This is a genomic window from Kribbella albertanoniae (genome assembly GCF_004348455.1).
In the GTDB taxonomy this organism is placed as follows: domain Bacteria; phylum Actinomycetota; class Actinomycetes; order Propionibacteriales; family Kribbellaceae; genus Kribbella; species Kribbella albertanoniae.
In genome coordinates this window covers 1-20,555 of sequence record NZ_SMKA01000083.1, presented here as the reverse complement: position 1 = coordinate 20,555, position 20,555 = coordinate 1, and the positions used below count along the sequence as shown (strand labels likewise).

Here is a 20,555-nt window from a genome sequence, read left to right as displayed (position 1 = left end):
ATCGGCGCTCAACGTCGTACTGGCTCGCTGTGACCTGGCTGGGCTTGGGGTCACTCCCACTCGATGGTGCCTGGGGGCTTGCTGGTGATGTCGACGGTGACGCGGTTGATCTCGTCGACCTCGTTGGTGATGCGGGTGGAGATGCGCTCGAGCACGTCGTACGGGAGGCGGGCCCAGTCGGCGGTCATGGCGTCCTCGCTGGTGACCGGACGCAGGACGACCGGGTGACCGTAGGTGCGGCCGTCACCCTGGACGCCGACCGAGCGGACGTCCGCGAGCAGCACGACCGGGAACTGCCAGATCTCCCGGTCCAGACCGGCGGCGGTCAGCTCGGTGCGGGCGATCAGGTCGGCGGCGCGGAGGATGTCGAGGCGCTCGCGGGTGACCTCACCGATGATGCGGATACTCAGACCCGGTCCGGGGAACGGGTGCCGGTAGACCAGCGTCTCGGGCAGTCCGAGGGCGATGCCGAGCTCGCGGACCTCGTCCTTGAACAGGGTGCGCAGCGGCTCGATCAGGCTGAACTGCAGATCGTCGGGCAGTCCCCCGACGTTGTGGTGCGACTTGATGTTCGAGGTGCCCGCACCGCCACCGGACTCGACAACGTCCGGGTAGAGCGTGCCCTGAACCAGGAACTCGATGTGGCGCTCCGCGTCCAGCTTGCGCGCGGTCGCCTCGAAGGTGCGGATGAATTCGCGACCGACGATCTTGCGCTTCTGCTCCGGGTCGGTGACACCGGCCAGCGCGCCAAGGAACTGGTCCTCCGCGTCCACAACCTCCAGCCGGGTCCCGGTGACCGCGACGAAGTCCTTCTCGATCTGGTCGGACTCACCGGCACGCTGCAGACCGTGGTCGACGTACACACAGGTGAGCTGGTCGCCGATGGCCCGGCTGACGAGGGCGGCGGCCACTGCGGAGTCCACACCGCCGGACAGCGCGCATAGCACCTGCTTGTCACCCACCTGCTGGCGGATGAGCTCGACCTGCTCGTCGACGACGTTCGTGGTGGTCCAGTCGCCGACACAGCCGGCGATGTCGTAGAGGAAGTGCTCCAGCACGGCCTGTCCGGCCTGCGAGTGCAGCACCTCCGGGTGCCACTGCACACCGGCCAGCCGGCGGTCCAGGTCCTCGAACGCTGCCACCGGTGCGCCCTCCGACGCAGCCAGTACGGCGAAGCCGGCGGGAGGCGCGTGCACCGCGTCACCGTGGGACATCCATACGTTCAGGTCCTCCGGGATGCCGGCCAGCAGCGTCCCGGACTCGCTCACGGTCACCGGCGTCCGGCCGAACTCACGTAGTCTGGTACGGCGGACCTCGCCACCGAGCGTCTGAGCCATGGCCTGGAAGCCGTAGCAGATCCCGAACGCCGCGACGCCGGAGTCGAACAGTGCGGAGTCGACCCGCGGCGCCCCCTCGGCGTACACCGACTGGGGTCCGCCGGACAGGATGATCGCCTTCGGCTGCCGCGCCAGCATCTCCTCGACCGGCATCGAGTGCGGCACGATCTCGGAGTACACCTTCGCCTCACGCACCCGCCGTGCGATCAGCTGCGCGTACTGCGCTCCGAAATCAACAACCAGGACCAACTCATGCTCCGCCACCGTCAAAGCGTATCGGTGCAGGTCAGCAAGGCTGTAACCAGCAGCCGCTTCGGGGCCCGGAAGGAGAGCAGATCGATCATCGGCGGCTCCTCGACGAGCCGTACGGCGCTCAGCAGGTCCGACGCGCATTCCAGGGCCACCCGGGTCTCCAGCCGGGCCAGACCGGCACCCAGGCACCGGTGGACGCCCACTCCGAAAGCCAGGTCGGCCGGACCGCCGTGCCCGCTGAGCCCCAGCAGCACGGGCGCCCCAGCCGGCAACTCCACGTCGCCGACAGCAACTGCTGCGGCGGTCACCCGGCGCCAGGTCGGCACCGACGACGCCTCCGCCAGCACCTCCTCCACCGACGCTGCTCCACCAGTCGCGGCCAGGTGGAAAGCGGTGGAGATCAGCTGGGTGGTCGTCTCCTGGCCGGCAATCAGCAGGAAGTAGCCGACCGCACACACCTCTTCGTCGCTGAGGCCCAGACCGACCAAGACACTGAAGAGGTCCTCACCGCCAGCCCGACGAGCTGCCGTCGTCCGAGACCGCAGCCAGCCGTAGAATTCGGCCGCACTGTGCGCCAGCTCCAGCTGCCGGTCCTCATCCGGGCAACCCCAGAACAGCTCAAGCGAGTCGAGGCTCCAGGCCTTCAGCTCAGCAAGCGGCACGTCACTCAGTCCGAGCAGGTGCAGTACGACGAGTGCTGGTGGCTCGGCGGCGATCGCCTCCACCAGGTCAACTAGCTCACCCGCGGCGAGGCGTTCAGAAGCGACCGTCACCCGGGAAGTCAGCAACGAACGGGTGAGCGGTTCGACGGCGGCCACGCGGGCTGGGCTGAAGAAGCGCGCAACAGCAGCACGGATCGCGCGGTGTGATTCGCCGGCGTTGTTAGCCAGCGTCGGCGGCAAGGCGAACCCCACGGCCGACAGCACCCGCAGCGCCTTCACCGACAGCGGTGTGTGAGCCAGTACGGCGTTGTCCGGCCGGAACGTGGCCGGGTCCAGCATGACGGCGCGGACCTGCGCCGGGTCGTCGACTACCCAGTACCCGAGATCGGCGTCGTACCGGGCTGGGCAGCCGGTCACGCGAACCAGCCGGGCACAGCCTTCGTGAACGTCTCCTGGTCGTAGTCACCGGCGCCGGCGGGGATGCGGGCGAGCACCTTTAGCCCGGTGGTGGCCGGGAGGTCCTCAAGGTTGCACTGCTCAGCCAGCCCAGGCTTCTCCGGCCAGGAGCCGATGATCAGCCCCTCGACCGGCAGACCACGCGCTCGCAGCGCCTCGACGGTCAGACCGGTGTGGTTGAGCGTGCCCAGCCCGGACCGGGTGACGACCACGAAGGTGTACGGCTTGGTCAGGGCTTTCGCCAGGTCGATCAGCGTCCCGCCCTCGGCGTCCAGACCGACGAGCAGACCGCCGGCACCCTCCACAATGACGTTCTCGTGGGTGGCAGCGAGTCCGTCGACCGACTTGGCGTGAACCTCCGCCGTCGGCAGCGGGACGCCCTCCCGGCGCGCAGCGGTGGTCGGCGCGAGCGGGTCCCGGAGCCGGACGCCCTCGTAGAGCGTGGTGATCCCGGTCAGCCGGTTGACGTCGTCCAGGTCGGCGGGGTCGTCCGGGCCGACACCTGTCTGGGCGGGCTTCACGACTGCGACCTTGCCGTGCACGGCAGCCCGTACGGCGAGTGCGGCGGTGGCGACGGTCTTGCCGACGCCGGTGTCGGTACCGGTGACGATGGTGATCATGAAACCTCGCTGATGGCTTGACTGATAACGGCGCAGGCCCTGGCCAGCTCGTCGTCGGACAGACCGGCGTGGGCGGTCAGCCGCAGCCGGCTGATGCCGTCCGGAACTGACGGCGGCCGGAAACTGCCGACCAGTACGCCATTGTCCCGGCAAAGCTCCGCTGCCCGGACAGTCTCTCGCGGACCGGTCATCGGGACCGACACGACCGGCCCGGCAGCGGCCGGGACCCCACAGGCCGCAGCCAGCCGACTAGCGGCCGAGTGAATCGCCACAGGGCGTTCGGGCTCAGCCTCGAGCACCTGCAGAGCGGCCAGCGCAGCAGCACAGGCAGCCGGGGTGAGAGCCGTGTCGTAGATGAACGGCCGCGACCGGTTGATCAGATGCTCACGCAACACAGCCGGGCCGAGTACGACGCCGCCCTGCGAAGCCAGCGCCTTGGACAACGTCATGGTGACGATCACATGGTCAAGCCCAGCCAGCCCGGCCGCATGCACCGAACCACGTCCGCCACCGGTCACACCGAGACCGTGCGCCTCATCCACCAGCAGTACGGCGTTGTGCGCTGCCGCAACCTCAGCCAGCGACTCCAGTGGCGCCTCATCGCTGAGCACACTGAAGACGGACTCGGTCACCACCACCGCATGCGGTTCGTTGCGCTCGGCAAGCACCTTGGTGACGGCCTCAACGTCGTTGTGCGGAACGATCTCCACCCGCGATCGAGCCAACCGGCCCGCATCGATCAGTGAGGCGTGCACGTGCTCATCGGACACCAGCAGCGTCCCCGGACCACCTAGCGCGGTCACAACGCCCAGATTGGCCAGATAGCCCGATGAGAACACCAGTCCGGCCGCCTGACCGACGTACGCGGCCAGAGCCGACTCCAGCTCCTCATGCAGCGTCGTCGTACCGGTCACCAGCCGTGAGGCGGTAGCGCCGGTCCCCCAACGGCAGACTGCTTCGGCGGCAGCCTCGATCACCCGAGAGTCTCGCGCCAGGCTCAGATAGTCGTTGCCGGCCAGGTCGATCAGGTCGTCATCAGCAGCGCGCGCCCGGAGCCGTCGGGTCAACCCACGGACCTCCAGCGCCGCAGCCTTCGGGGCTAGCCACTCCTCCAGCATCAGCCGACCTCTCGGACCGCATCGGTGATAGCAGACCCGATAGTGGCGATCTCCTCGTCAGTGCACACGTACGGCGGCATCGTGTACACGAGGTCGCGGAACGGGCGCACCCAGACACCACGCCGCAGTACGGCGTCCGTCATCCGCACCATGTCGACCGGACCGGCCAGCTGGACCACGCCAACCGCACCGAGCACCCGAACGTCCTTCACACTCGGCAGCTCGGCAGCCGGGGCCAGTCCGGCAGTCAGACCAGCAGAAATCGCAGCTACTCGCGCAGCCCAGTCCTGGGCCAGCAGCAGCTCGATCGATGCGAGTGCGACCGAGCAAGCCAGCGGATTGGCCATGAACGTCGGCCCATGCATCAGTGCACCGCCAGGACCGTTGGACACGGTCTGCGCGACCTCCGCCGTACACAGCATCGCCGCCAGCGACAGGTAGCCGCCAGTCAGGGCTTTGCCGATACAAAGGATGTCGGGGTCGACCCCTGCGTGCTCGGACGCGAACATCACACCGGTACGGCCGAAGCCGGTGGCGATCTCGTCGAGAATCAACAGGAAGCCATGCTGGTCAGCCAATGAGCGCAGTACGCGCAGACAGGCCGGACTGTAGGGGTACATGCCACCAGCGCCCTGCAGGATCGGCTCCACCACGATCGCGGCGACCTCATCAGCACGCTCGGAAGCAACGGCAGCCATGGCAGCCGCCCAGGCTTGCAGCTCCGGATCGTCAGCAGGGCGGTCGAATCCGGCCGGTGGCTGTGGCCCGAACACCTGCTCCTGCAGGGCTCCGGTGAACAACGAGTGCATCCCGTTCACCGGGTCACAGACACTCATCGGCGCAAACGTGTCACCGTGGTACCCGCCACGCACAGTCAGCATCCGCGACCGTCCGACGTACCCACGGGCGACCTGGTACTGCAGCGCCAGCTTGATCGCGACCTCGACCGACACCGAGCCGGAGTCGCAGAAGAACACGTGCTCCAGTGGTGCCGGCGTGATCTCGACCAGCCGTTCCGCCAGCCGGATCGCAGGCTCATGCGTCAGCCCACCGAACATCACATGGCTGAAGTCGTCCACCTGACTCTTCAGCGCGGCATCCAGGACCGGGTTTCGGTAGCCGTGAATCACGCTCCACCACGAGGACATCGCGTCGATCACCTCGACGCCATCGGTCAACTGCAGGCGCACACCAGACGCGCCCCGCACCAGCCGCACCGGGGACGGCTCACTCAGCGACGAGTACGGATGCCAGAGCAGCTGAGCGTCCCGCTCCAGCCACTCGTCAACCGACCGTCTCACCGTGCCTCCCGGATCCGTGATCTCCGAAGCATTGCAGATCACGCCCATCTGATAGTTCTGACGTTGCGCTAATCACTTCCGCGTACCGCGACACAGCCTTACATTGAGCGCAGCAACCGCTACTGGCCGTAACCCGCCCACGTTGTCAGGCCTTTGTGAGGAGCAACCATGCGCAGATCCCGTCCCCTGATCGCCGCAGCCGCAGTCAGTCTGCTGGCGCTCACCGTCAGTGTCCCGATCAACGCCCAGGCCCAGAATTCCGCACCACTCCAGGGATTTCTGAGCCAGCAGCTCACCAAGCTGCAGCGGACCACGGTGCTGGTGCACGGCTCCGACCTGGCCGCTGCCAACGCAGCCGTCAAGGCGGCCGACCTGCGCCGGCTGTCGTCATACGACCGGATCGGAGTGGTGGTTGCCGAGGGCACCCGCTCGCAGATCCTGGCCGCTCGCACCGAGCCCGGCGTCACCTATCTCGAGGGCAACCAGCCGATCAAGGTCAGCACCTCGACCTCACACCTTGCCACCCGCGGTGCGGAGGCCGCGGCGACCCGGACCGGAGCCAACGGCCTGGCGCTGGACGGCAGTGGCGTGAGCGTCGCAGTGATCGACAGCGGCGTGGACCCGACGCACCCGTTCTTCAAGAAGGCCGACGGCAGTTCCGCGGTGGTGAAGAACCTCAAGATCGTCTGCGACCCGTTGCTGGAGACGCTCTGCCTACCGGCGGACGCCGGCTCGCTCGACACCGACCTACTGTCGCTGGGCGGTCACGGCACCCATGTGAACGGCATCGTGGCCGGACGCAAGGTCACGCTGGCCGACGGCACCAAACTCCAGGGCGCCGCCCCTGGCGCCTCACTGGTGAGTGTCTCGGTCGGTGCGGCGCTGCTGATCGTCGGTGCGGACGCGGCACTCAACTGGGTGCTGGAGAACCACGCCGCCCCTTGTGGTGCTGGGGTTCCGGCGAGCAAGTGCCCGCCGATCAAGGTCACCAACAACTCGTACGGCCCGTCCGGCGGCGGTGCGTTCGATCCGAACTCGGCAACCGTCAAACTCCAGCGTGCGCTGGCTACTGAGGGTGTCGTCACGGTGTGGGCGGCCGGCAACGACGGTGGCGACGGCACCACGTCGCTGACCAACCCGCCCGGACAGGACCCGACCGGCGGCATCCTGTCGGTCGCCTCGTACTACGACCTCGACACCGGCACGCGGGCCGGACAGGTCTCCAGCTTCTCGTCACGCGGTCTGAACGGCACGCAGTCCACCTACCCGGACCTGTCCGCGCCGGGCGAGGACATCGCCTCGTCCTGCCGTGCCTACCTGCCGATCTGCAGCACCGGCCTCAAACCGCTGGACGGCGGCAACTACAACACCATCAGCGGTACGTCGATGGCTGCGCCCCACATCGCCGGGATCGTCGCCCAACTGTTCCAGGCGAACCCGTCGGCCACGCCGGCCCAGATCGAGTCCGCGCTGATCTCGACCGCTCACAAGTACACGAACGGCGCGGCGTACGAGCCCGACGCCCGCGGTGGCGGGACTACGTCGTACGACAAGGGCCACGGCCTCGTTGACGTCGTCGCCGCCTCGGACGCGGTGCGCTAGGACTGCACTCGGCGCCTGAGATGTGAAGAACATTGCACCAACCATCCGGAAGGTTGGTCAACCAACCTTCCGGATGGTAAAGTCCGGGTCATGAACTCCCGAACCACCATCCTCGACGGCGCCCTGGCGCTGCTCCGGGCCGGGAAGACCGTGTCCCTGGAGTCCGCGGCCGTGCAGGCGGGCCTGACGAAACCCGGCCTGATGCACCACTTCCGCACCAAGAGCGCGCTGATGCTCGCCCTGGTCGACCACGCCGTCGACCGCTGGGAGCGCGAGCTGGCCGAGCGTCTGCAGCAACCGCCGGCCGAGGCATCGGCACGCGACCGGGTGATCGCCTATCTCGACTGGACGCTGTCCGGCACCTTCGACACCGCCGACCTGGTGATGCTGGCCGACCCCCGGCTGCGCGATCAGCTGACACTGCGGTGGCAGGAGCGATTGAAGCCGTGGATCGGCCCGGACGTCCCCCCGGACGCCCGCTGCACCGCTGTCCGCCTGCTGGCCGACGGTGCCTGGCTGGCCGAGGCGACCGGCATCTTCCCGATGGCCGCCGACGAGCGCGACCGGATCAGAGACCTGGCCATGCATTTGCTGGACGACACGAAGTGAGGACCCGATGAAGAAGTGGCTGTTGCTGGCCGGCGCCGTTGTCACGGAGGTGAGCGCATCGCTGGCACTGAAGGCAGCTCTCGAACATCCCGCGTGGTACGCACTGGTCCTCGCGGGCTACACCGCGTCGTTCGTGTTCCTGTCGGGCGTGCTCCGGACCGGCATGCCGCTCGGTGTCGCCTACGGCATCTGGGGCGCGCTGGGCGTCGCCAGCACCGCCGTCCTGGGTGCGGCGATCTACGGTGAACCGCTGAGCGCGGTCACCTTCAGTGGACTGGCCTTGATCATCGGCGGTGTCCTGCTGGTCGAGATCGGCCACCACAAGGCAGCGCAGGTGGAGGTCTGATGGCCTGGATCTTTCTCGCCGCCGCGATCATCTCCGAGGTCGGCGCGACCTTGTCGTTGCGGATGGCAACAGTCGGCCGGAAGGCCTGGTACGCCGGTGTCGGCGCCGGCTATGTGTTCGCGTTCGTCCTGATCTCCCTGGCCCTGCAGCGCGGGATGGGCATCGGTGTCGCGTACGGCGTCTGGGCCGCGGCCGGCGTCGCCCTGACCGCAGTCGCCAGCAAGATCCTGTTCCGCGAGCCGCTGACCCGGCTGATGGGCCTGGGCATCGCCAGCATCATGGCCGGCGTCCTACTGGTCGAACTGGGCCACTGAAGCTAGGACTGCACAGTGCCGTGGGCGGAGCAGCGGGCGGTCCACCCCATCGGGTGGACCTGCACGACCATCCGCCGGCGGCACTCGGCGCAGTAGCGCGGCGGCTCCATCACCAAGGCCTGACGGCAGCTCTCGTGGCTGCCGTCAGTCAGCTCGCGACCACAGTGGCTGCAGAAGGTCACAGCGTCTTCTGGAGTTCCTTGACCGGCATCTTGAGCTCGGCCAGCAGGTCGAGGTCAGCCGTGGCCGGGCGGCCCAGCGTGGTCAGGTAGTTCCCCACGATCACGGCGTTGATCCCACCGAGCAGTCCGTCCCGGGTGCCCAGGTCACCAAGGGTCAGCTCGCGACCACCGGCGTACCGGAGCACTGTGCGCGGCATGGCGAGCCGGAAGGCGGCGATGGTGCGCAGTGCGTCCTTACCGTCCATCACCTCCATGTCACCGAACGGTGTGCCCGGCCGGGGGTTCAGGAAGTTCAGCGGGACCTCATGCGGCTCCAGCTCGGCCAGCTGCGCGGCCAGCTCGGCACGCTGCTCCAGGGACTCACCCATTCCGACCAGTCCGCCGCAGCACAGCTCCATGCCGGACTCGCGGACCATCAGACACGTCTCCCAGCGCTCCTCGAAGGAGTGCGTGGTGACGACGTCCGGGAAGTAGGAGCGCGCCGACTCCAGGTTGTGGTTGTAGCGGTGCACCCCCATCGCCTTCAGCTCGTCGACCTGCTCCTGGGTGAGCATCCCGAGCGAGCAGGCGATGTTGATCTCGACCGCAGCGTTGATCGCCTCGATACCAGCCTTCACCTGCGACATCAGCCGTGCGTCCGGGCCGCGGACCGCCGCCACGATGCAGAACTCGGTCGCACCGGTCGCCGCGGTCTCCTGAGCCGCCTGGACCAGCTCGGGGATGTTCAGCCAGACCGCGCGCACCGGAGAGGTGAACTGACCCGACTGGGAGCAGAAGTGGCAGTCCTCGGGGCACCCGCCGGTCTTCAGCGAGATGATCCCCTCGACCTCGATCTCCTCGCCGCACCACTTCACCCGGACCTCGTGCGCGAGCGCGAGCAGCTCCGGCAACCTGTCGTCCGTCGTCTGCAGCACCTCGACGAGCTGCTCCTGGCTCAGGCCGACGCCCCGCTCCAGTACCTGCTCACGTGCCACGTCCACGATGTCGCCCATGGTTCTCCTGCCTGATCCGGACCGATGGGTCGACTCAACCCGGCCACACACTAGGGCAGGCCGGTACGGCGGGGCTGTGGCCCGCGTCATGTGGACCGCTGAGCATTCAGCAACTCTGCGCTACCTTGGCAAGGGGCCGGAGAAAGTTTTTGGATTTTTGTTGGGAACCTCGTAACCCCCTGTAGAAGGGCTCGTTGATGTGAGCAGAGGCGGTTACCGCAAGGAAGACCGCCACCCGGTAACAAAGAGCAACGAGTAGCTGATCATTACGAACAGCACGCAGAGTGATAACAACCACTCCGCAGGGCTCGAAACTCACGGAATCGGATGTAAGGTAGTGACCAAGAGCTCGGGTCGCCAGCCATGGTTGGTGACCCGATCCCAAAGCGCCGGGCGCCTCACCCCGGCTTGAGTGAGCCCCTCGGGAAACGATTTGGGCGGAAACGTTCCCGAGGGGCTCGCTCCCTTTTACGGCACCTTTCAGTAATGAACCTCAGCCTCTCCAGAGGCTGAGGTTCTTTCATTTCCTCGGGGTTCGCAATGCGCCCGAGGAATTACCGCGCTGAAAGATCAGGAATGCGTTACGACTTCGTCACAGGCTGCTTTGTAGTGATCTGGACCACGGGCAGCCGCAGTGCGCCGGGCGCATCCGCGGGCACCACCGGAGACACCGGAGTAACCGGCTGCAGCCGCTGATAAGGCTTTCCCTCGGCCGGCCGGGGGTCCGCCGTTCCCTTGTTCGGCCAGAACGACAGCGCCCGCTCGGCCTGGGCGGTGATCGTCAGCGACGGGTTCACCCCGAGGTTGGCCGAGATCGCCGATCCGTCCATGATGTGCAGGCCGTCGTACCCGTAGACGCGGTGGTAGGGGTCGACCACGCCGGTGGCCGGGGAGTCGCCGATCGCGCAGCCGCCGATGAAGTGCGCGGTCATCGGCACGTTGAACGGTTCGCCGATGGTGCCGCCCGGCGTCCCCTTCATCACCCGCGCCATCCGGCGGACCACCTCGTTCGCGACCGGGATCCAGGCCGGGTTCGGGGCGCCGTGGCCCTGTTCGGACGACAGCCGCCAGCGGCCGAACCGGTCCCGCTTGCCGAAGGTCGTGATCGAGTTGTCCGCGGTCTGCATGACCAGCGCGATCACCGTCCGCTCGGACCAGTGCTTCAGGTCGTAGAGCCGGCGCAGGTTCCGCCACTCCACCCGCAGCTCGTGCAGCCACGTCCGCCAGCGCGGCCGATCGCCGTCCCCGTCGGTGAGGACGGTCTGCAGCAACGACATCGCGTTGCTACCGCGCCCGTAGCGGACCGGTTCGATGTGGGTGATCTCGTCCGGGTGGAACGACGAGGTGATCGCGACTCCGCGGGTGTAGTCGATATCGCGGCTGATCGCCATCGCGCCCAGCAGGGACTCGGAGTTCGTCCGGGTGAGCACTCCGAGCCGGGTCGACAGCCGGGGCAGCTTGTTCTCGTCCCGCAGCCGGTGCAGGAGCTTCGCCGTACCGAGGGCGGACGCCGCGAAGATCACCTGCCGCGCGGTGAACCGGCGGACGCTCTTCCGATCCGCGGTCCCGCGGGTGTCCACGGCGTACCCGCCGTCGGCCAGCGGCTCGACCGAGGTCACCGTGGTCAGCGGATAGACCTGCGCTCCCGCCTTCTCGGCCAGGTAGAGGTAGTTCTTCGTCAGCGTGTTCTTCGCGTTGTGCCGGCAGCCCGTCATGCACTCGCCACAGTCGATACAGCCGGTACGGCGGGGCCCCGCGCCACCGAAGTACGGATCGTCGACCTCGACGCCGGGTGAGCCGAAGAAGACGCCGACCGGGGTCGGGTGGAAGGTGTCCCCCACGCCCATCTCGTCGGCGACCTGCTTCATCACCTCGTCGGCCGGGGTGAATCCGGGGTAGGTGGTGACGCCGAGCATGCGTTTCGCCTGGTCGTAGTACGGCGCGAGCTCGGACTTCCAGTCGGTGATGTGCGCCCACTGACGGTCGGAGTAGAACGCGTCCAGCGGTTCGTAGAGCGTGTTCGCGTAGACGAGGCTGCCGCCGCCGACTCCCGCGCCGGACAGGATGATGACGTCCTTGAGCGCGGTGATCCGCTGGATGCCGTAGCACCCCAGCTTCGGCGCGAACAGGAACCGCTTCTTGTCCCAAGAGTTCTTCGCGAACCCGGAGTCCTCGAACCGCGCGCCGGCCTCGAGCACCGCGACGTCGTAGCCCTTCTCCGTCAGCCGGAGCGCACTGACGGATCCGCCGAACCCGGACCCGATGATGAGCACGTCATAGTCGAAGGACATGTGGTTCTCCAAGCTAGAAGATCAAGCGCGACCCAGCTTCTTGAGCACGCGGAGAGCGCCCGTCATGACCTCGGCGTACGCCTGGTCGGACAAGCCGTGCGATGCCGCGATCGGGAGCAGTCGCTGGGTGGCGATCGCCTGCGGATCGACGTACCGGCGGATGCCTTCGACGCCCTGACGGCGGCCGACCCCGGAGGAGCGCATGCCACCCATCGGGGTGTCGATCGAGCCGAACGTCGCTGCGTAGCCCTCGTTCACGTTGACCGTGCCGGCCACCAACTGGGCCGCGACCGCGCGGCCGCGGCGGGTGTCCCGGGTGTACACGCTCGCGTTCAGCCCGTACTCGCCCTCGTTCGCGCGCTGGATCGCCTCGGACTCATCCGAGAACCGGTAGATCGACACAACCGGCCCGAAGGTCTCGTTGTCGAAGCACTCCATCGCGGGCGTCACGCCGGACAGCACGGTCGGCTCGTAGAACAGCGGGCCGATCTCCGGCCGCGCCTTCCCGCCGGCGAGCACGACGGCGCCCTTGGACTTGGCGTCCTCGACATGCCGGGTCACCGTCTCCAGCTGCGCCTTCGAGATCAGCGAGCCCATGTCGACGTCCCAGCCGGTCCCGGCCGACAGCTTCAGCTTGTTCACCCGGGCGACGAACGCGGTCACGAACGCGTCGTACACCTGGTCGGCGACGTACAGGCGTTCCATCGACACACAGAGCTGACCGGCACTCGCAAAACAAGCCCGTACGGCGCCCTCGGCCGCGCGCTGCACGTCGGCGTCACGGAGAACCAGCATCGGGTTCTTGCCACCGAGCTCCAGGCTGAAACCGATCAGTCGCTCGGCCGCCTGCTGCGCGACCAGCCGCCCGGTCTTCGTGGAACCGGTGAAGCAGATGTAGTCGGTGTTCTGGATGATCGCGCCGCCGACCGTCGGGCCGTCCCCGTTCACCGGGATCCACGCTTCGCGCGGCAGGCCGGCGTCGTACAGGAGCTCGATCGCCCGCAGAGCGGTCAGCGGGGTCTGGCTGTCCGGCTTGTGCACCACGGTGTTGCCGGCCAGGACCGCGGGGAGGCCGTCGGCCATCGCCATACTGAGCGGGTAGTTCCACGGCGAGATGATCCCGACGACACCCTTCGGGACGAACCGCTGCTCCGCGCGGGTCAGCACCGGGAACATGCCGAGCTTTCGCTGCGGATCGAGCAGCTCGTGCGCCTTACGCCCGTAGTACCGGGCGGTCAGCGCGACGTGCGCGACCTCCTCGAAGGCCTGCTTGCGCGCCTTGCCGGACTCCCGGATCACCAGGTCGACCAGCTCGTGCCGGTGGTCCAGGACGAGGTCGTGGTAGCGCAGCAGGATCGCGGCCCGCTCGTCCAACGGCACCCGCTTCCAGCTCAGCTGGGTCTTCCGCGCCGACCGCACCGCGGCGATCACGTCGTCCGGACTCGAGACAGGCAGGTCCGCGATCGGCTGCCCGGTCGCCGGCGCGTACGTCGTCCGGGTCCCGGCCGAGGCCCGCAGCAACCCCGACAACCGCCGGATGACCGACTGATCGGTCGCGTACGACGCGGTCGGATCAAGCTCCGGGTCAGCAGGGATTGACGTCTGCTCGCTCATCTGGCCAGGCTACCTGTCAGTAATAGGAAGTGTCAGTAGTGGAAGTCGTGTTCGTGTCCTCCTGCACGTGCAGATGCATTGCCCTAGGCTGGACGGCTGAAGCTTCGAAGGGGTGGAACGACAAGATGGTGGACAGCGGGGGGCTCTTCTCGCCTCCTGAGGACGAGCTCGGTGAGGCGCTGCAGACAGCCCAGGTACTGATCGAGGAAGGCCGTGCCGACGAGGCGGGGCCTTACCAGCAGCGTGTGATCGAGCTGGCCAGGGAACGGGCCGAGGGGAGTCCGAACCACTACGAGGCCAAGCATCTGATGGCCGCGACGCAGTACGAGCTGGCCGGCTCACTGAACGCGTCCGGACGGCATGAGGAGGCGCTGGCCGCGCTGCACGAAGCGCAGCTGGGCTATACCGAGCTGAGCGACGCCGGTGTGCTCGACGCCACATCCTTCCTCGCCGATATCCGGGCACGGCGGGCGATGACGCAGGCACACCGCGGTCGCGGGGCAACCGCCGTACTGGAGATGGATGGCGCGGTCATCTCGTACGGGCAGCTCGTCAGCGGCGAGGACGGACTGCGGCACCAGCCGGACTTCGCCCGGGTGCTCGCGATGAACGCGCTGATCCTGCGCCGGTACGGCGATCCCGCGCTGGCCGTCGCCTCCGCGGACGCGGCCACCCAGCTGTTCCTGCAGCTCGCCGACCAGATCAACGAGAGCCCGCAGTCCCTGTCCTACGCGCGCTACCTCTGTACGGCGACCGCCGTATCGGCCGACGTCCATGCGGCCGAGGGCCGGCTCGACCTGGCGTTGGAGGCGGACGAGATCGGCCTGACCACGGCAGACACCCTCGCCGACTCGGACTCCGCGACCGACATGCGCACCCTGGTCGCCGCGCTCACCCGCAAGGGCAAGCACCTCGGAATCGTCGGGCGCGTGATGGAGGGCGAGACCTGCCTGCGCACCGCCTTCGACACCGACGCGGAGACGGCTGCTCGGGTCACCGAGGAGCTGGAGCGCGGTCTGCCGCTGACCCTGGTCACCGCACTGGAGAACGCGGAGATCAAGCTCGGTCCGTATGAGCAGTACTTCCGCCTGCTCGCCCTGGCCGAGCCAGCGCCTGGCATGACGCTGGCGACCGTCTCCGGCCGCACCGACCCCGAGTCGGCCGCAGTGCGCGCGACCGAGCTGGCTGAGCTCGTCCCGCAGCTACTGTTGCAGGACGTGGACACTGCACTGACGCTGGGCGTGGAGGCGCACTACCTGTTCGCGATCTCCTCGGAGCGCGAGTCACAGCGGATGCGGTACGAGACGAGCACCTACGCACCGATCTGGGCGAAGCTGCTGCGCGATGTCTCCAACGCCTACTACCAATCCGGTCGGCTCGAGCTTGCTCTCGACCTCGCGGTGTGGTGTGCCGAGGTGGCCACGGCCCTGATCCCGTTCACCGACGACGATCCCGAGATGAAGGATCTGGCCGCCGACTGCTACCGCCACCACGGCGACCTGCTAGCCGCTACCGGTGATCTCACCGCCTCCCAGCACGCCCACGAGGCAGCTCAGCAGCTCCTCACCGGCCCGGAACGCCGTATCGGCTAGTCCTGTTGGGGCTTGAGCGCACCGACGAACAGGCCGGCTTCGACCTCGGTCATGCCGGTCTCGGAGACCACGAGGGCGGTCGCCTGGTGCAGCTCACCGGCCGCCTTCAACGCGCGGGTGCGCTCGGCCAGATTCGTCCCCGGCCTGCGCATCAGCGGCGTCTCCGAAATCGGCGGCACGTACGTCCCGTACCGGATCTCGTCGACGATCTGCTTCGACTTTTTCAGGTCCAGCCCGGTCCGGTCCATCACCAGCTTCGTGGCGTTCACCAGCCGCTTGGAGGTGATCAGGAACCGCACCTGATCCACGTCGTCCGACGTCAGCTTCCCACGCGCTCCCGCAAGAGCGGTGTTGTCGGCATCGTCGCTGCGCTTGCCTCGGCTGAACAGTCCCATGCCGCAATCCTTCCAGAGTTCACCAACCCACGCCCGGTCACCGCACGTCGCTCCCCGCAAACTCACCCGGCCAGAACGGCCAGAATCTCCGGCCACGCGCGGGCGCCGAGCTCACGATCGGCCGCCTCGGTACCACCCCGGGCCATCCGCTGCCCCGCGTTCTTCGGCAGCTCGCCCGGCAACACCACCCGATGCCCGGCAGCCTCGCCGACCACCTGCCGCGTCGGCAACGCACCACGCCGCCGACCGATCTCCGCGGCGAAGGCCACCGACGGCCAGACCTTGTCGTCACCACCGGCGATCAGCAGTACGTCGCGGATGCGCTCGACCGGAATCTCTGCCGACTCCACGTCGTCACACTTGCGAAGACTCTGCCAGTACATCCCGGTGTAGCTCGGCGGATCCGCATCCGCCTTCCAGTCGGGATCGAATGGCACGAACGGCAGCGGCTCCCCCTGCCACGTCCAGGCTGACCGCTGGTGTCCGTCGTCATCGACGCGCGCCCAGACATAGGCGCTCGGGGCGAACCCGACCACCGCGTTCACCCGCTCGTCGAGCGCGCCGAGCAGCAGCGCAGCCTCGGCACCCCATGAGCTGCCCATCACCACGAGCCGATCGTTGCGCTCTGCAAGCTCGTCGAGCGGGAACGACTCCAACGGCACCTCGGCCCGAACAGGCCAGGCAGGAGCCAGTACGTCGTACCCCTCGTCGCGCAGAATCCGGGCCCGATCCAAGTCCGGCGTACCGCTGGAACCGTGCAGGATCAGGATCCCGGTCGTCAACCGACGACGACCTCGACCCGCTGGAACTCCTTCAGCTCGGTGTAGCCCGTGGTCGCCATCGCGCGCTTGAGGGCGCCGACCAGGTTCATCGTGCCGTCCGGGACCCAGGACGGGCCGAACAGGATCTGCTCCATCGTGCCGGTGACGCCAACCTCGACGCGCTCGCCACGGGGAAGGTCGGCGTGCCAGGCCTCGGCGCCCCAGTGGTACCCACCGCCGGGCGCATCGCTGGCGCGGGCCAGCGGCGAACCGACCATGACGGCATCGGCACCACAGGCGATCGCCTTCGCGACATCGCCGGAGCGACCGACCGAGCCGTCCGCGATCACGTGCACGTAGCGACCACCGGACTCGTCCATGTAGTCACGCCGAGCCGCAGCAACATCAGCAACCGCCGACGCCATCGGCACCGCAACCCCGAGCACCTTGCGCGTCGTGTGCGCAGCACCACCACCGAAGCCGACCAGTACGCCGGCCGCCCCCGTCCGCATCAGGTGCAGCGCAGCCTGGTGCGTGGCGCAGCCGCCGACAATCACCGGGACATCCAGGTCGTAGATGAACTGCTTCAGGTTCAGCGGCTCGGCCTGCCCGGACACGTGCTCGGCCGACACCGTCGTACCGCGGATGACAAACAGGTCGACCCCCGCGTCCACGACGTGCTTCGCGAACTGCTTGGTCCGCTGCGGCGACAACGCGCCGGCCACCGTGACACCGGAGTCACGGATCTCCTGCACGCGCTGGGAGATCAGCTCAGGCTTGATCGGCGCCGAGTAGATCTCCTGCAGCCGGTGCGTGGCCAGCTCCCGATCAAGGGAAGTGATCTCCTCGAGCAGCTTGCTCGGGTCCTCGTACCGCGTCCACAGCCCTTCGAGGTTCAGCACCCCGAGCCCGCCGGCCTTACCGATCGCGATCGCCGTCGCCGGCGACATCACCGAGTCCATCGGCGCGGCCAGGATCGGCAGCTCGAACCGGTACGCGTCGATCTGCCAGGCGACCGAAACCTCCTCGGGATCCCGGGTCCGGCGCGACGGCACGATCGCGATGTCGTCGAACGCGTAAGCCTGCCGCCCGCGCTTGGCCCGGCCGATCTCGATCTCGGTCATCTGGTGTCCTTCGCTTGCAGGCGGATCAGCGGCCGGAGTAGTTCGGCGCTTCGACCGTCATCTGGATGTCGTGCGGGTGCGATTCTTGCAGGCCGGCCGAGGTGATCCGGACGAAACGGCCCTTGTCCTGCAGCTCGGACACCGTGCGGGCGCCGGTGTACCACATCGACTGGCGCAGGCCGCCGATCAGCTGGTGGGCAACGGCCGACAGCGGACCGCGGTACGGGACCTGGCCCTCGACGCCCTCGGCGATCAGCTTCTCGTCGCTGCCGACATCGTTCTGGAAGTAGCGGTCCTTGGAGTACGACTTGCGCAACCCGCCGGACTGCATCGCGCCGAGCGAGCCCATGCCGCGGTAGGCCTTGAACTGCTTGCCGTTGATGAAGACGAGGTCGCCGGGCGACTCCTCGCAGCCGGCCAGCAGCGAGCCGAGCATGACCGTGTCCGCACCGGCGACGAGCGCCTTCGCGATGTCGCCCGAGTACTGCAGGCCGCCGTCGCCGATCACGGGGACACCGGCCGGCTTGCAGGCCAGCGAGGCCTCATAGATCGCGGTGACCTGCGGGACACCGACGCCGGACACGACGCGCGTCGTACAGATGGAGCCCGGTCCGACGCCGACCTTTACGCCGTCCGCGCCCGCGTCGACGAGCGCCTGGGCGCCGCCCCTGGTCCCGACATTGCCGCCGACGACGTCGACGCCACGGGTGGCCGGGTCGGCCTTGAGCTTGCGGATGATCTCCAACTGCGCCTGCGAGTGACCGTGGGCGGTGTCCACGACGAGCAGGTCGACACCGGCCTCGACCAGTGTCATCGCCCGCTTGTAGGCCTCGCCGAAGAAGCCGATCGCCCCGGCGACGCGGAGCCGGCCGTGGTCGTCCTTGGTGGAGAGCGGGAACTTGTCCCGCTTCACGAAGTCCTTCAGCGTGATCAGACCGGTCAGCTTGCCGTCGGCGTCGACCAGCGGCAGCTTCTCGACCTTGTGCTTGCTGAGCAGGGCCATCGCGTCGTCGGCGGAGATGCCCTGCTTGCCGGTGATCAGCGGCTGCTTGGTCATCACCTCGCGGACCGGCCGGTTCATGTCGCTCTCGAAACGCATGTCACGGTTCGTCACGATGCCGACGAGGACGCCGGCGTTGTCGACGACCGGTACGCCGGAGATCCGGTACTGCGCGCAGAGCGCGTCGGCCTCGCCGATGCTGGCGTCCGGGCCGATGGTGATCGGCTGCGCGATCATCCCGGACTCCGACCGCTTGACCAGGTCGACCTGCTGGGCCTGGTCCTCGATCGAGAGGTTGCGGTGCAGCACGCCGAGCCCGCCCTGGCGGGCCATGGCGATCGCCATCCGGGCCTCGGTGACGGTGTCCATCGCACTGGACAGCAGCGGGATGTTGACCTCGATGTTGCGGCTCACCCGGGACCGGGTGACAGCCTCGGAAGGGATGACATCCGACTCGTTCGGCTGCAGCAGCACGTCGTCGAAGGTCAGGCCGAGCGCGGCAAACTTGTCGGGAACTCCAGCGGCTGTGATGTCCATGGGAAAAACGTGCACCTTTGTCCGGCGAGAACGGACCACCATCGTATGCCGCCATTACCCGGAGTCAGAATCGGTCTCCACCCATGACCAGGGCCCGGGTGCAGACCCGGGCCCTGAATCAGCGTTCAGTTCACTTGGAGCGGCTGTTCAGCACCCCGAGGATCCGCAGTACGGTCGCGTCGTCGAGCGAGCCGTGGGTGCGCGCGATCGCCGCGTGCTTACCCTCCGCGTACGACCCCGTGGAGTGCTTGCCCTTGGCGTAGTGCTCGCGGACCGAGCCCGTCGTCACCTTGCCGTTGGAGTGCTTGCCGATCAGCTCCAGCCCGCTACCGAAGAACTGCACCACGCTCGGCACCACTTCCGGCGCACCGGACGGTGTCGGCAGGACCGGTACGACGTCCTTGATCACCTCGGCAGGGTCTTCGGCCGGCTTGGTGTCGCCCGGCTGGTCACCGAGTGGCGGCGTACTGGGCTTGACCTCGGTCGGCTTGCCGTCACCGGTCTCACCGGTCTGGCCGGTGTCACCCGACGGCGCCGTACTCGGCACGGTGGTCGGGTCGGTGCTGCCTGGGTTGGGGTTGGTCGGATTCGTGTTGTTGCCCGTCTCGCCGTTGTTCGTCGGCGTGGTGGGCGGACTGGTCGGATCCGTCGGCGGCGGCGAGGACGGCGGGTCGGTCGGCGTGGTCGGCGGCGGCGTCTCCGGCGGTGTGCTCGGATCCGTCGTCGGCTCGTCGGTCGGGCCCGGGTCGGTCGGCTTGGTCGTCGGGTCGCCCGGCTCCGGGTCGGCCGGCGGCTGCGTGGTCGTCGGCTGGGTCGGCTGCGGAACCGGCTGCTCGATCACCGACGGCTTGGTCTCCACCGGCGGCCGGGCCAGCGGCGGCTGCGGCTCGACGTTCGCCTGCGGCAGTTCGCCGTTGGCCAGCGTCTTGTCCTGCTCGGCCTCGGCGGCCTTGTCTTCCTGCTTCTTCTGGAAGTTCTTCTGGACCTTGACGATCTTGGCCTTGTCGAGGACCGGATATCCCTCGAGCTGTTCCTTCGGGAAGTCCGTCGACGGCGTGACCGCCTCGGTGATCTTCTCGATCACCTTCTCGTACGGCGACAGCGGGTTGCCGGTGACGGCCGCGGCCACACCGGAGACCGACAGCGCGGCCACCGCGGCGACCCCGAGGGCCAGACCACGCGCCGCCATCTTGCGGGCGAACGGGTCCGTCACCGGGTTCAGCGCAGCACAACGCGCCAGGAAGCTCTCCGGGTCGTCGATCGTCTCCACCGGGAGTTCGTCCTCGACCTCCACGGCCAGCCGTAGCTCGGCCAGCAGCGCGACGGCCGGGTCGTGCTCGCCCGCGAACCGTGCGGACTCCCCTCCAGCAGCCAGCAGGTCGAGCAGTGCGTCATCGGCGTCGATCGCGTCCAAGTCGAATCGGTCAGCCATGATGCCCCTCCCCTGCTC

General features: G+C 68.1%; 19 protein-coding genes. 5 read left to right on the top strand and 14 right to left on the bottom strand.

From position 1 onward, the window contains the following. Positions 1-50: 50 nt before the first annotated feature. The 5 genes from guaA to E1261_RS19315 are packed head-to-tail and all read right to left on the bottom strand — an operon-like array spanning position 51 to position 5,746. Complete coding sequence (gene guaA, locus E1261_RS19335; protein ID WP_132408324.1) at positions 51-1,601, bottom strand: glutamine-hydrolyzing GMP synthase; 1,551 nt, start codon at positions 1,599-1,601, stop codon at positions 51-53. Positions 1,602-1,603: 2 nt separating this feature from the next. Next, positions 1,604-2,668, bottom strand: a complete 1,065-nt coding sequence (locus E1261_RS19330; protein ID WP_202874837.1) for a cytochrome P450 — start codon at positions 2,666-2,668, stop codon at positions 1,604-1,606. Beyond that, positions 2,665-3,327, bottom strand: a complete 663-nt coding sequence (gene bioD / locus E1261_RS19325) for a dethiobiotin synthase (protein WP_132408320.1) — start codon at positions 3,325-3,327, stop codon at positions 2,665-2,667. Before bioD ends, E1261_RS19330 begins: the two co-directional genes overlap by 4 nt. Next, on the bottom strand, positions 3,324-4,445 hold the full coding sequence (locus tag E1261_RS19320; protein ID WP_132408318.1) for an 8-amino-7-oxononanoate synthase: 1,122 nt from the start codon (positions 4,443-4,445) through the stop codon (positions 3,324-3,326). The genes bioD and E1261_RS19320 overlap by 4 nt, the downstream gene beginning before the upstream one ends. Further along, a complete protein-coding gene (locus tag E1261_RS19315) occupies positions 4,445-5,746 on the bottom strand; it encodes an adenosylmethionine--8-amino-7-oxononanoate transaminase (RefSeq protein ID WP_238176305.1) in 1,302 nt (433 codons plus the stop codon). The genes E1261_RS19320 and E1261_RS19315 overlap by 1 nt, the downstream gene beginning before the upstream one ends. A 168-nt stretch (positions 5,747-5,914) precedes the next feature. On the opposite strand from E1261_RS19315, the gene E1261_RS19310 reads away from it, so the two are divergent. The 4 genes from E1261_RS19310 (at position 5,915) to E1261_RS19295 (ending at position 8,617) form a co-directional block, all read left to right on the top strand. Next, positions 5,915-7,348, top strand: coding sequence for a S8 family peptidase (locus tag E1261_RS19310; RefSeq protein WP_132408314.1), 1,434 nt, complete (start codon positions 5,915-5,917; stop codon positions 7,346-7,348). A gap of 90 nt (positions 7,349-7,438) precedes the next feature. Continuing rightward, positions 7,439-7,957 (top strand): TetR/AcrR family transcriptional regulator, encoded by a 519-nt coding sequence (locus E1261_RS19305; protein ID WP_132408312.1) that lies wholly within the window; start codon positions 7,439-7,441, stop codon positions 7,955-7,957. 7 nt (positions 7,958-7,964) lie between these two features. Then, positions 7,965-8,303: a DMT family transporter gene (locus E1261_RS19300; RefSeq protein WP_132408310.1), complete on the top strand. Its 339-nt coding sequence runs from the start codon at positions 7,965-7,967 to the stop codon at positions 8,301-8,303. Then, positions 8,303-8,617 carry a DMT family transporter gene (locus E1261_RS19295; protein ID WP_132408308.1) on the top strand — a complete coding sequence of 105 codons (315 nt, stop codon included), beginning with the start codon at positions 8,303-8,305 and terminating at the stop codon, positions 8,615-8,617. The genes E1261_RS19300 and E1261_RS19295 overlap by 1 nt, the downstream gene beginning before the upstream one ends. A gap of 2 nt (positions 8,618-8,619) precedes the next feature. On the opposite strand, the gene bsaP is transcribed toward E1261_RS19295, so the two are convergent. The 4 genes from bsaP to E1261_RS19275 all read right to left on the bottom strand — a co-directional run bounded on the left by bsaP (position 8,620) and on the right by E1261_RS19275 (position 13,696). Next, positions 8,620-8,799, bottom strand: a complete 180-nt coding sequence (gene bsaP, locus E1261_RS19290) for a biotin synthase auxiliary protein BsaP (protein ID WP_132408306.1) — start codon at positions 8,797-8,799, stop codon at positions 8,620-8,622. Next, complete coding sequence (gene bioB / locus E1261_RS19285; RefSeq protein WP_132408304.1) at positions 8,796-9,791, bottom strand: biotin synthase BioB; 996 nt, start codon at positions 9,789-9,791, stop codon at positions 8,796-8,798. The genes bsaP and bioB overlap by 4 nt, the downstream gene beginning before the upstream one ends. 581 nt (positions 9,792-10,372) lie before the next feature. Beyond that, positions 10,373-12,082 (bottom strand): GMC oxidoreductase, encoded by a 1,710-nt coding sequence (locus E1261_RS19280; RefSeq protein WP_132408302.1) that lies wholly within the window; start codon positions 12,080-12,082, stop codon positions 10,373-10,375. A gap of 21 nt (positions 12,083-12,103) precedes the next feature. Next, positions 12,104-13,696 (bottom strand): succinic semialdehyde dehydrogenase, encoded by a 1,593-nt coding sequence (locus E1261_RS19275; protein ID WP_132408300.1) that lies wholly within the window; start codon positions 13,694-13,696, stop codon positions 12,104-12,106. A gap of 125 nt (positions 13,697-13,821) precedes the next feature. Here E1261_RS19275 and E1261_RS19270 point away from each other — a divergent pair, with 125 nt between their 5' ends. Continuing rightward, positions 13,822-15,288, top strand: a complete 1,467-nt coding sequence (locus E1261_RS19270) for a hypothetical protein (RefSeq protein WP_132408298.1) — start codon at positions 13,822-13,824, stop codon at positions 15,286-15,288. On the opposite strand, the gene E1261_RS19265 is transcribed toward E1261_RS19270, so the two are convergent. From E1261_RS19265 to E1261_RS19245, 5 genes are all read right to left on the bottom strand, one after another. Next, on the bottom strand, positions 15,285-15,683 hold the full coding sequence (locus E1261_RS19265; protein WP_132408296.1) for a hypothetical protein: 399 nt from the start codon (positions 15,681-15,683) through the stop codon (positions 15,285-15,287). The genes E1261_RS19270 and E1261_RS19265 overlap by 4 nt on opposite strands. Before the next feature lie 62 nt (positions 15,684-15,745). Continuing rightward, positions 15,746-16,465, bottom strand: a complete 720-nt coding sequence (locus E1261_RS19260) for an acyl-CoA thioester hydrolase/BAAT C-terminal domain-containing protein (RefSeq protein ID WP_132408294.1) — start codon at positions 16,463-16,465, stop codon at positions 15,746-15,748. Continuing rightward, the gene (locus E1261_RS19255) at positions 16,462-17,568 is read right to left on the bottom strand and encodes a GuaB3 family IMP dehydrogenase-related protein (RefSeq protein ID WP_132408292.1); all 1,107 of its coding nucleotides are present in this window, start codon (positions 17,566-17,568) and stop codon (positions 16,462-16,464) included. Before E1261_RS19255 ends, E1261_RS19260 begins: the two co-directional genes overlap by 4 nt. 25 nt (positions 17,569-17,593) lie before the next feature. After that, positions 17,594-19,105: an IMP dehydrogenase gene (guaB, locus tag E1261_RS19250; protein ID WP_132408290.1), complete on the bottom strand. Its 1,512-nt coding sequence runs from the start codon at positions 19,103-19,105 to the stop codon at positions 17,594-17,596. A 130-nt stretch (positions 19,106-19,235) separates the two neighbouring features. Then, the gene (locus tag E1261_RS19245) at positions 19,236-20,537 is read right to left on the bottom strand and encodes a hypothetical protein (RefSeq protein ID WP_132408288.1); all 1,302 of its coding nucleotides are present in this window, start codon (positions 20,535-20,537) and stop codon (positions 19,236-19,238) included. Between the last annotated feature and the right edge of the window lie 18 nt (positions 20,538-20,555).

Excerpts from the sequence above, each read along its gene's own strand:
- E1261_RS19255 (WP_132408292.1), bottom strand. The coding sequence starts at position 17,568 with ATGACCGAGATCGAGATCGGCCGGGCCAAGCGCGGGCGGCAGGCTTAC.
- guaB (WP_132408290.1), bottom strand. The coding sequence starts at position 19,105 with ATGGACATCACAGCCGCTGGAGTTCCCGACAAGTTTGCCGCGCTCGGC.
- bioB (WP_132408304.1), bottom strand. The coding sequence starts at position 9,791 with ATGGGCGACATCGTGGACGTGGCACGTGAGCAGGTACTGGAGCGGGGC.
- E1261_RS19305 (WP_132408312.1), top strand. The coding sequence starts at position 7,439 with ATGAACTCCCGAACCACCATCCTCGACGGCGCCCTGGCGCTGCTCCGG.
- E1261_RS19300 (WP_132408310.1), top strand. The coding sequence starts at position 7,965 with ATGAAGAAGTGGCTGTTGCTGGCCGGCGCCGTTGTCACGGAGGTGAGC.
- E1261_RS19265 (WP_132408296.1), bottom strand. The coding sequence starts at position 15,683 with ATGGGACTGTTCAGCCGAGGCAAGCGCAGCGACGATGCCGACAACACC.
- bioD (WP_132408320.1), bottom strand. The coding sequence starts at position 3,327 with ATGATCACCATCGTCACCGGTACCGACACCGGCGTCGGCAAGACCGTC.
- E1261_RS19310 (WP_132408314.1), top strand. The coding sequence starts at position 5,915 with ATGCGCAGATCCCGTCCCCTGATCGCCGCAGCCGCAGTCAGTCTGCTG.
- E1261_RS19295 (WP_132408308.1), top strand. The coding sequence starts at position 8,303 with ATGGCCTGGATCTTTCTCGCCGCCGCGATCATCTCCGAGGTCGGCGCG.
- E1261_RS19245 (WP_132408288.1), bottom strand. The coding sequence starts at position 20,537 with ATGGCTGACCGATTCGACTTGGACGCGATCGACGCCGATGACGCACTG.
- E1261_RS19320 (WP_132408318.1), bottom strand. The coding sequence starts at position 4,445 with ATGCTGGAGGAGTGGCTAGCCCCGAAGGCTGCGGCGCTGGAGGTCCGT.
- E1261_RS19270 (WP_132408298.1), top strand. The coding sequence starts at position 13,822 with ATGGTGGACAGCGGGGGGCTCTTCTCGCCTCCTGAGGACGAGCTCGGT.
- E1261_RS19275 (WP_132408300.1), bottom strand. The coding sequence starts at position 13,696 with ATGAGCGAGCAGACGTCAATCCCTGCTGACCCGGAGCTTGATCCGACC.
- E1261_RS19280 (WP_132408302.1), bottom strand. The coding sequence starts at position 12,082 with ATGTCCTTCGACTATGACGTGCTCATCATCGGGTCCGGGTTCGGCGGA.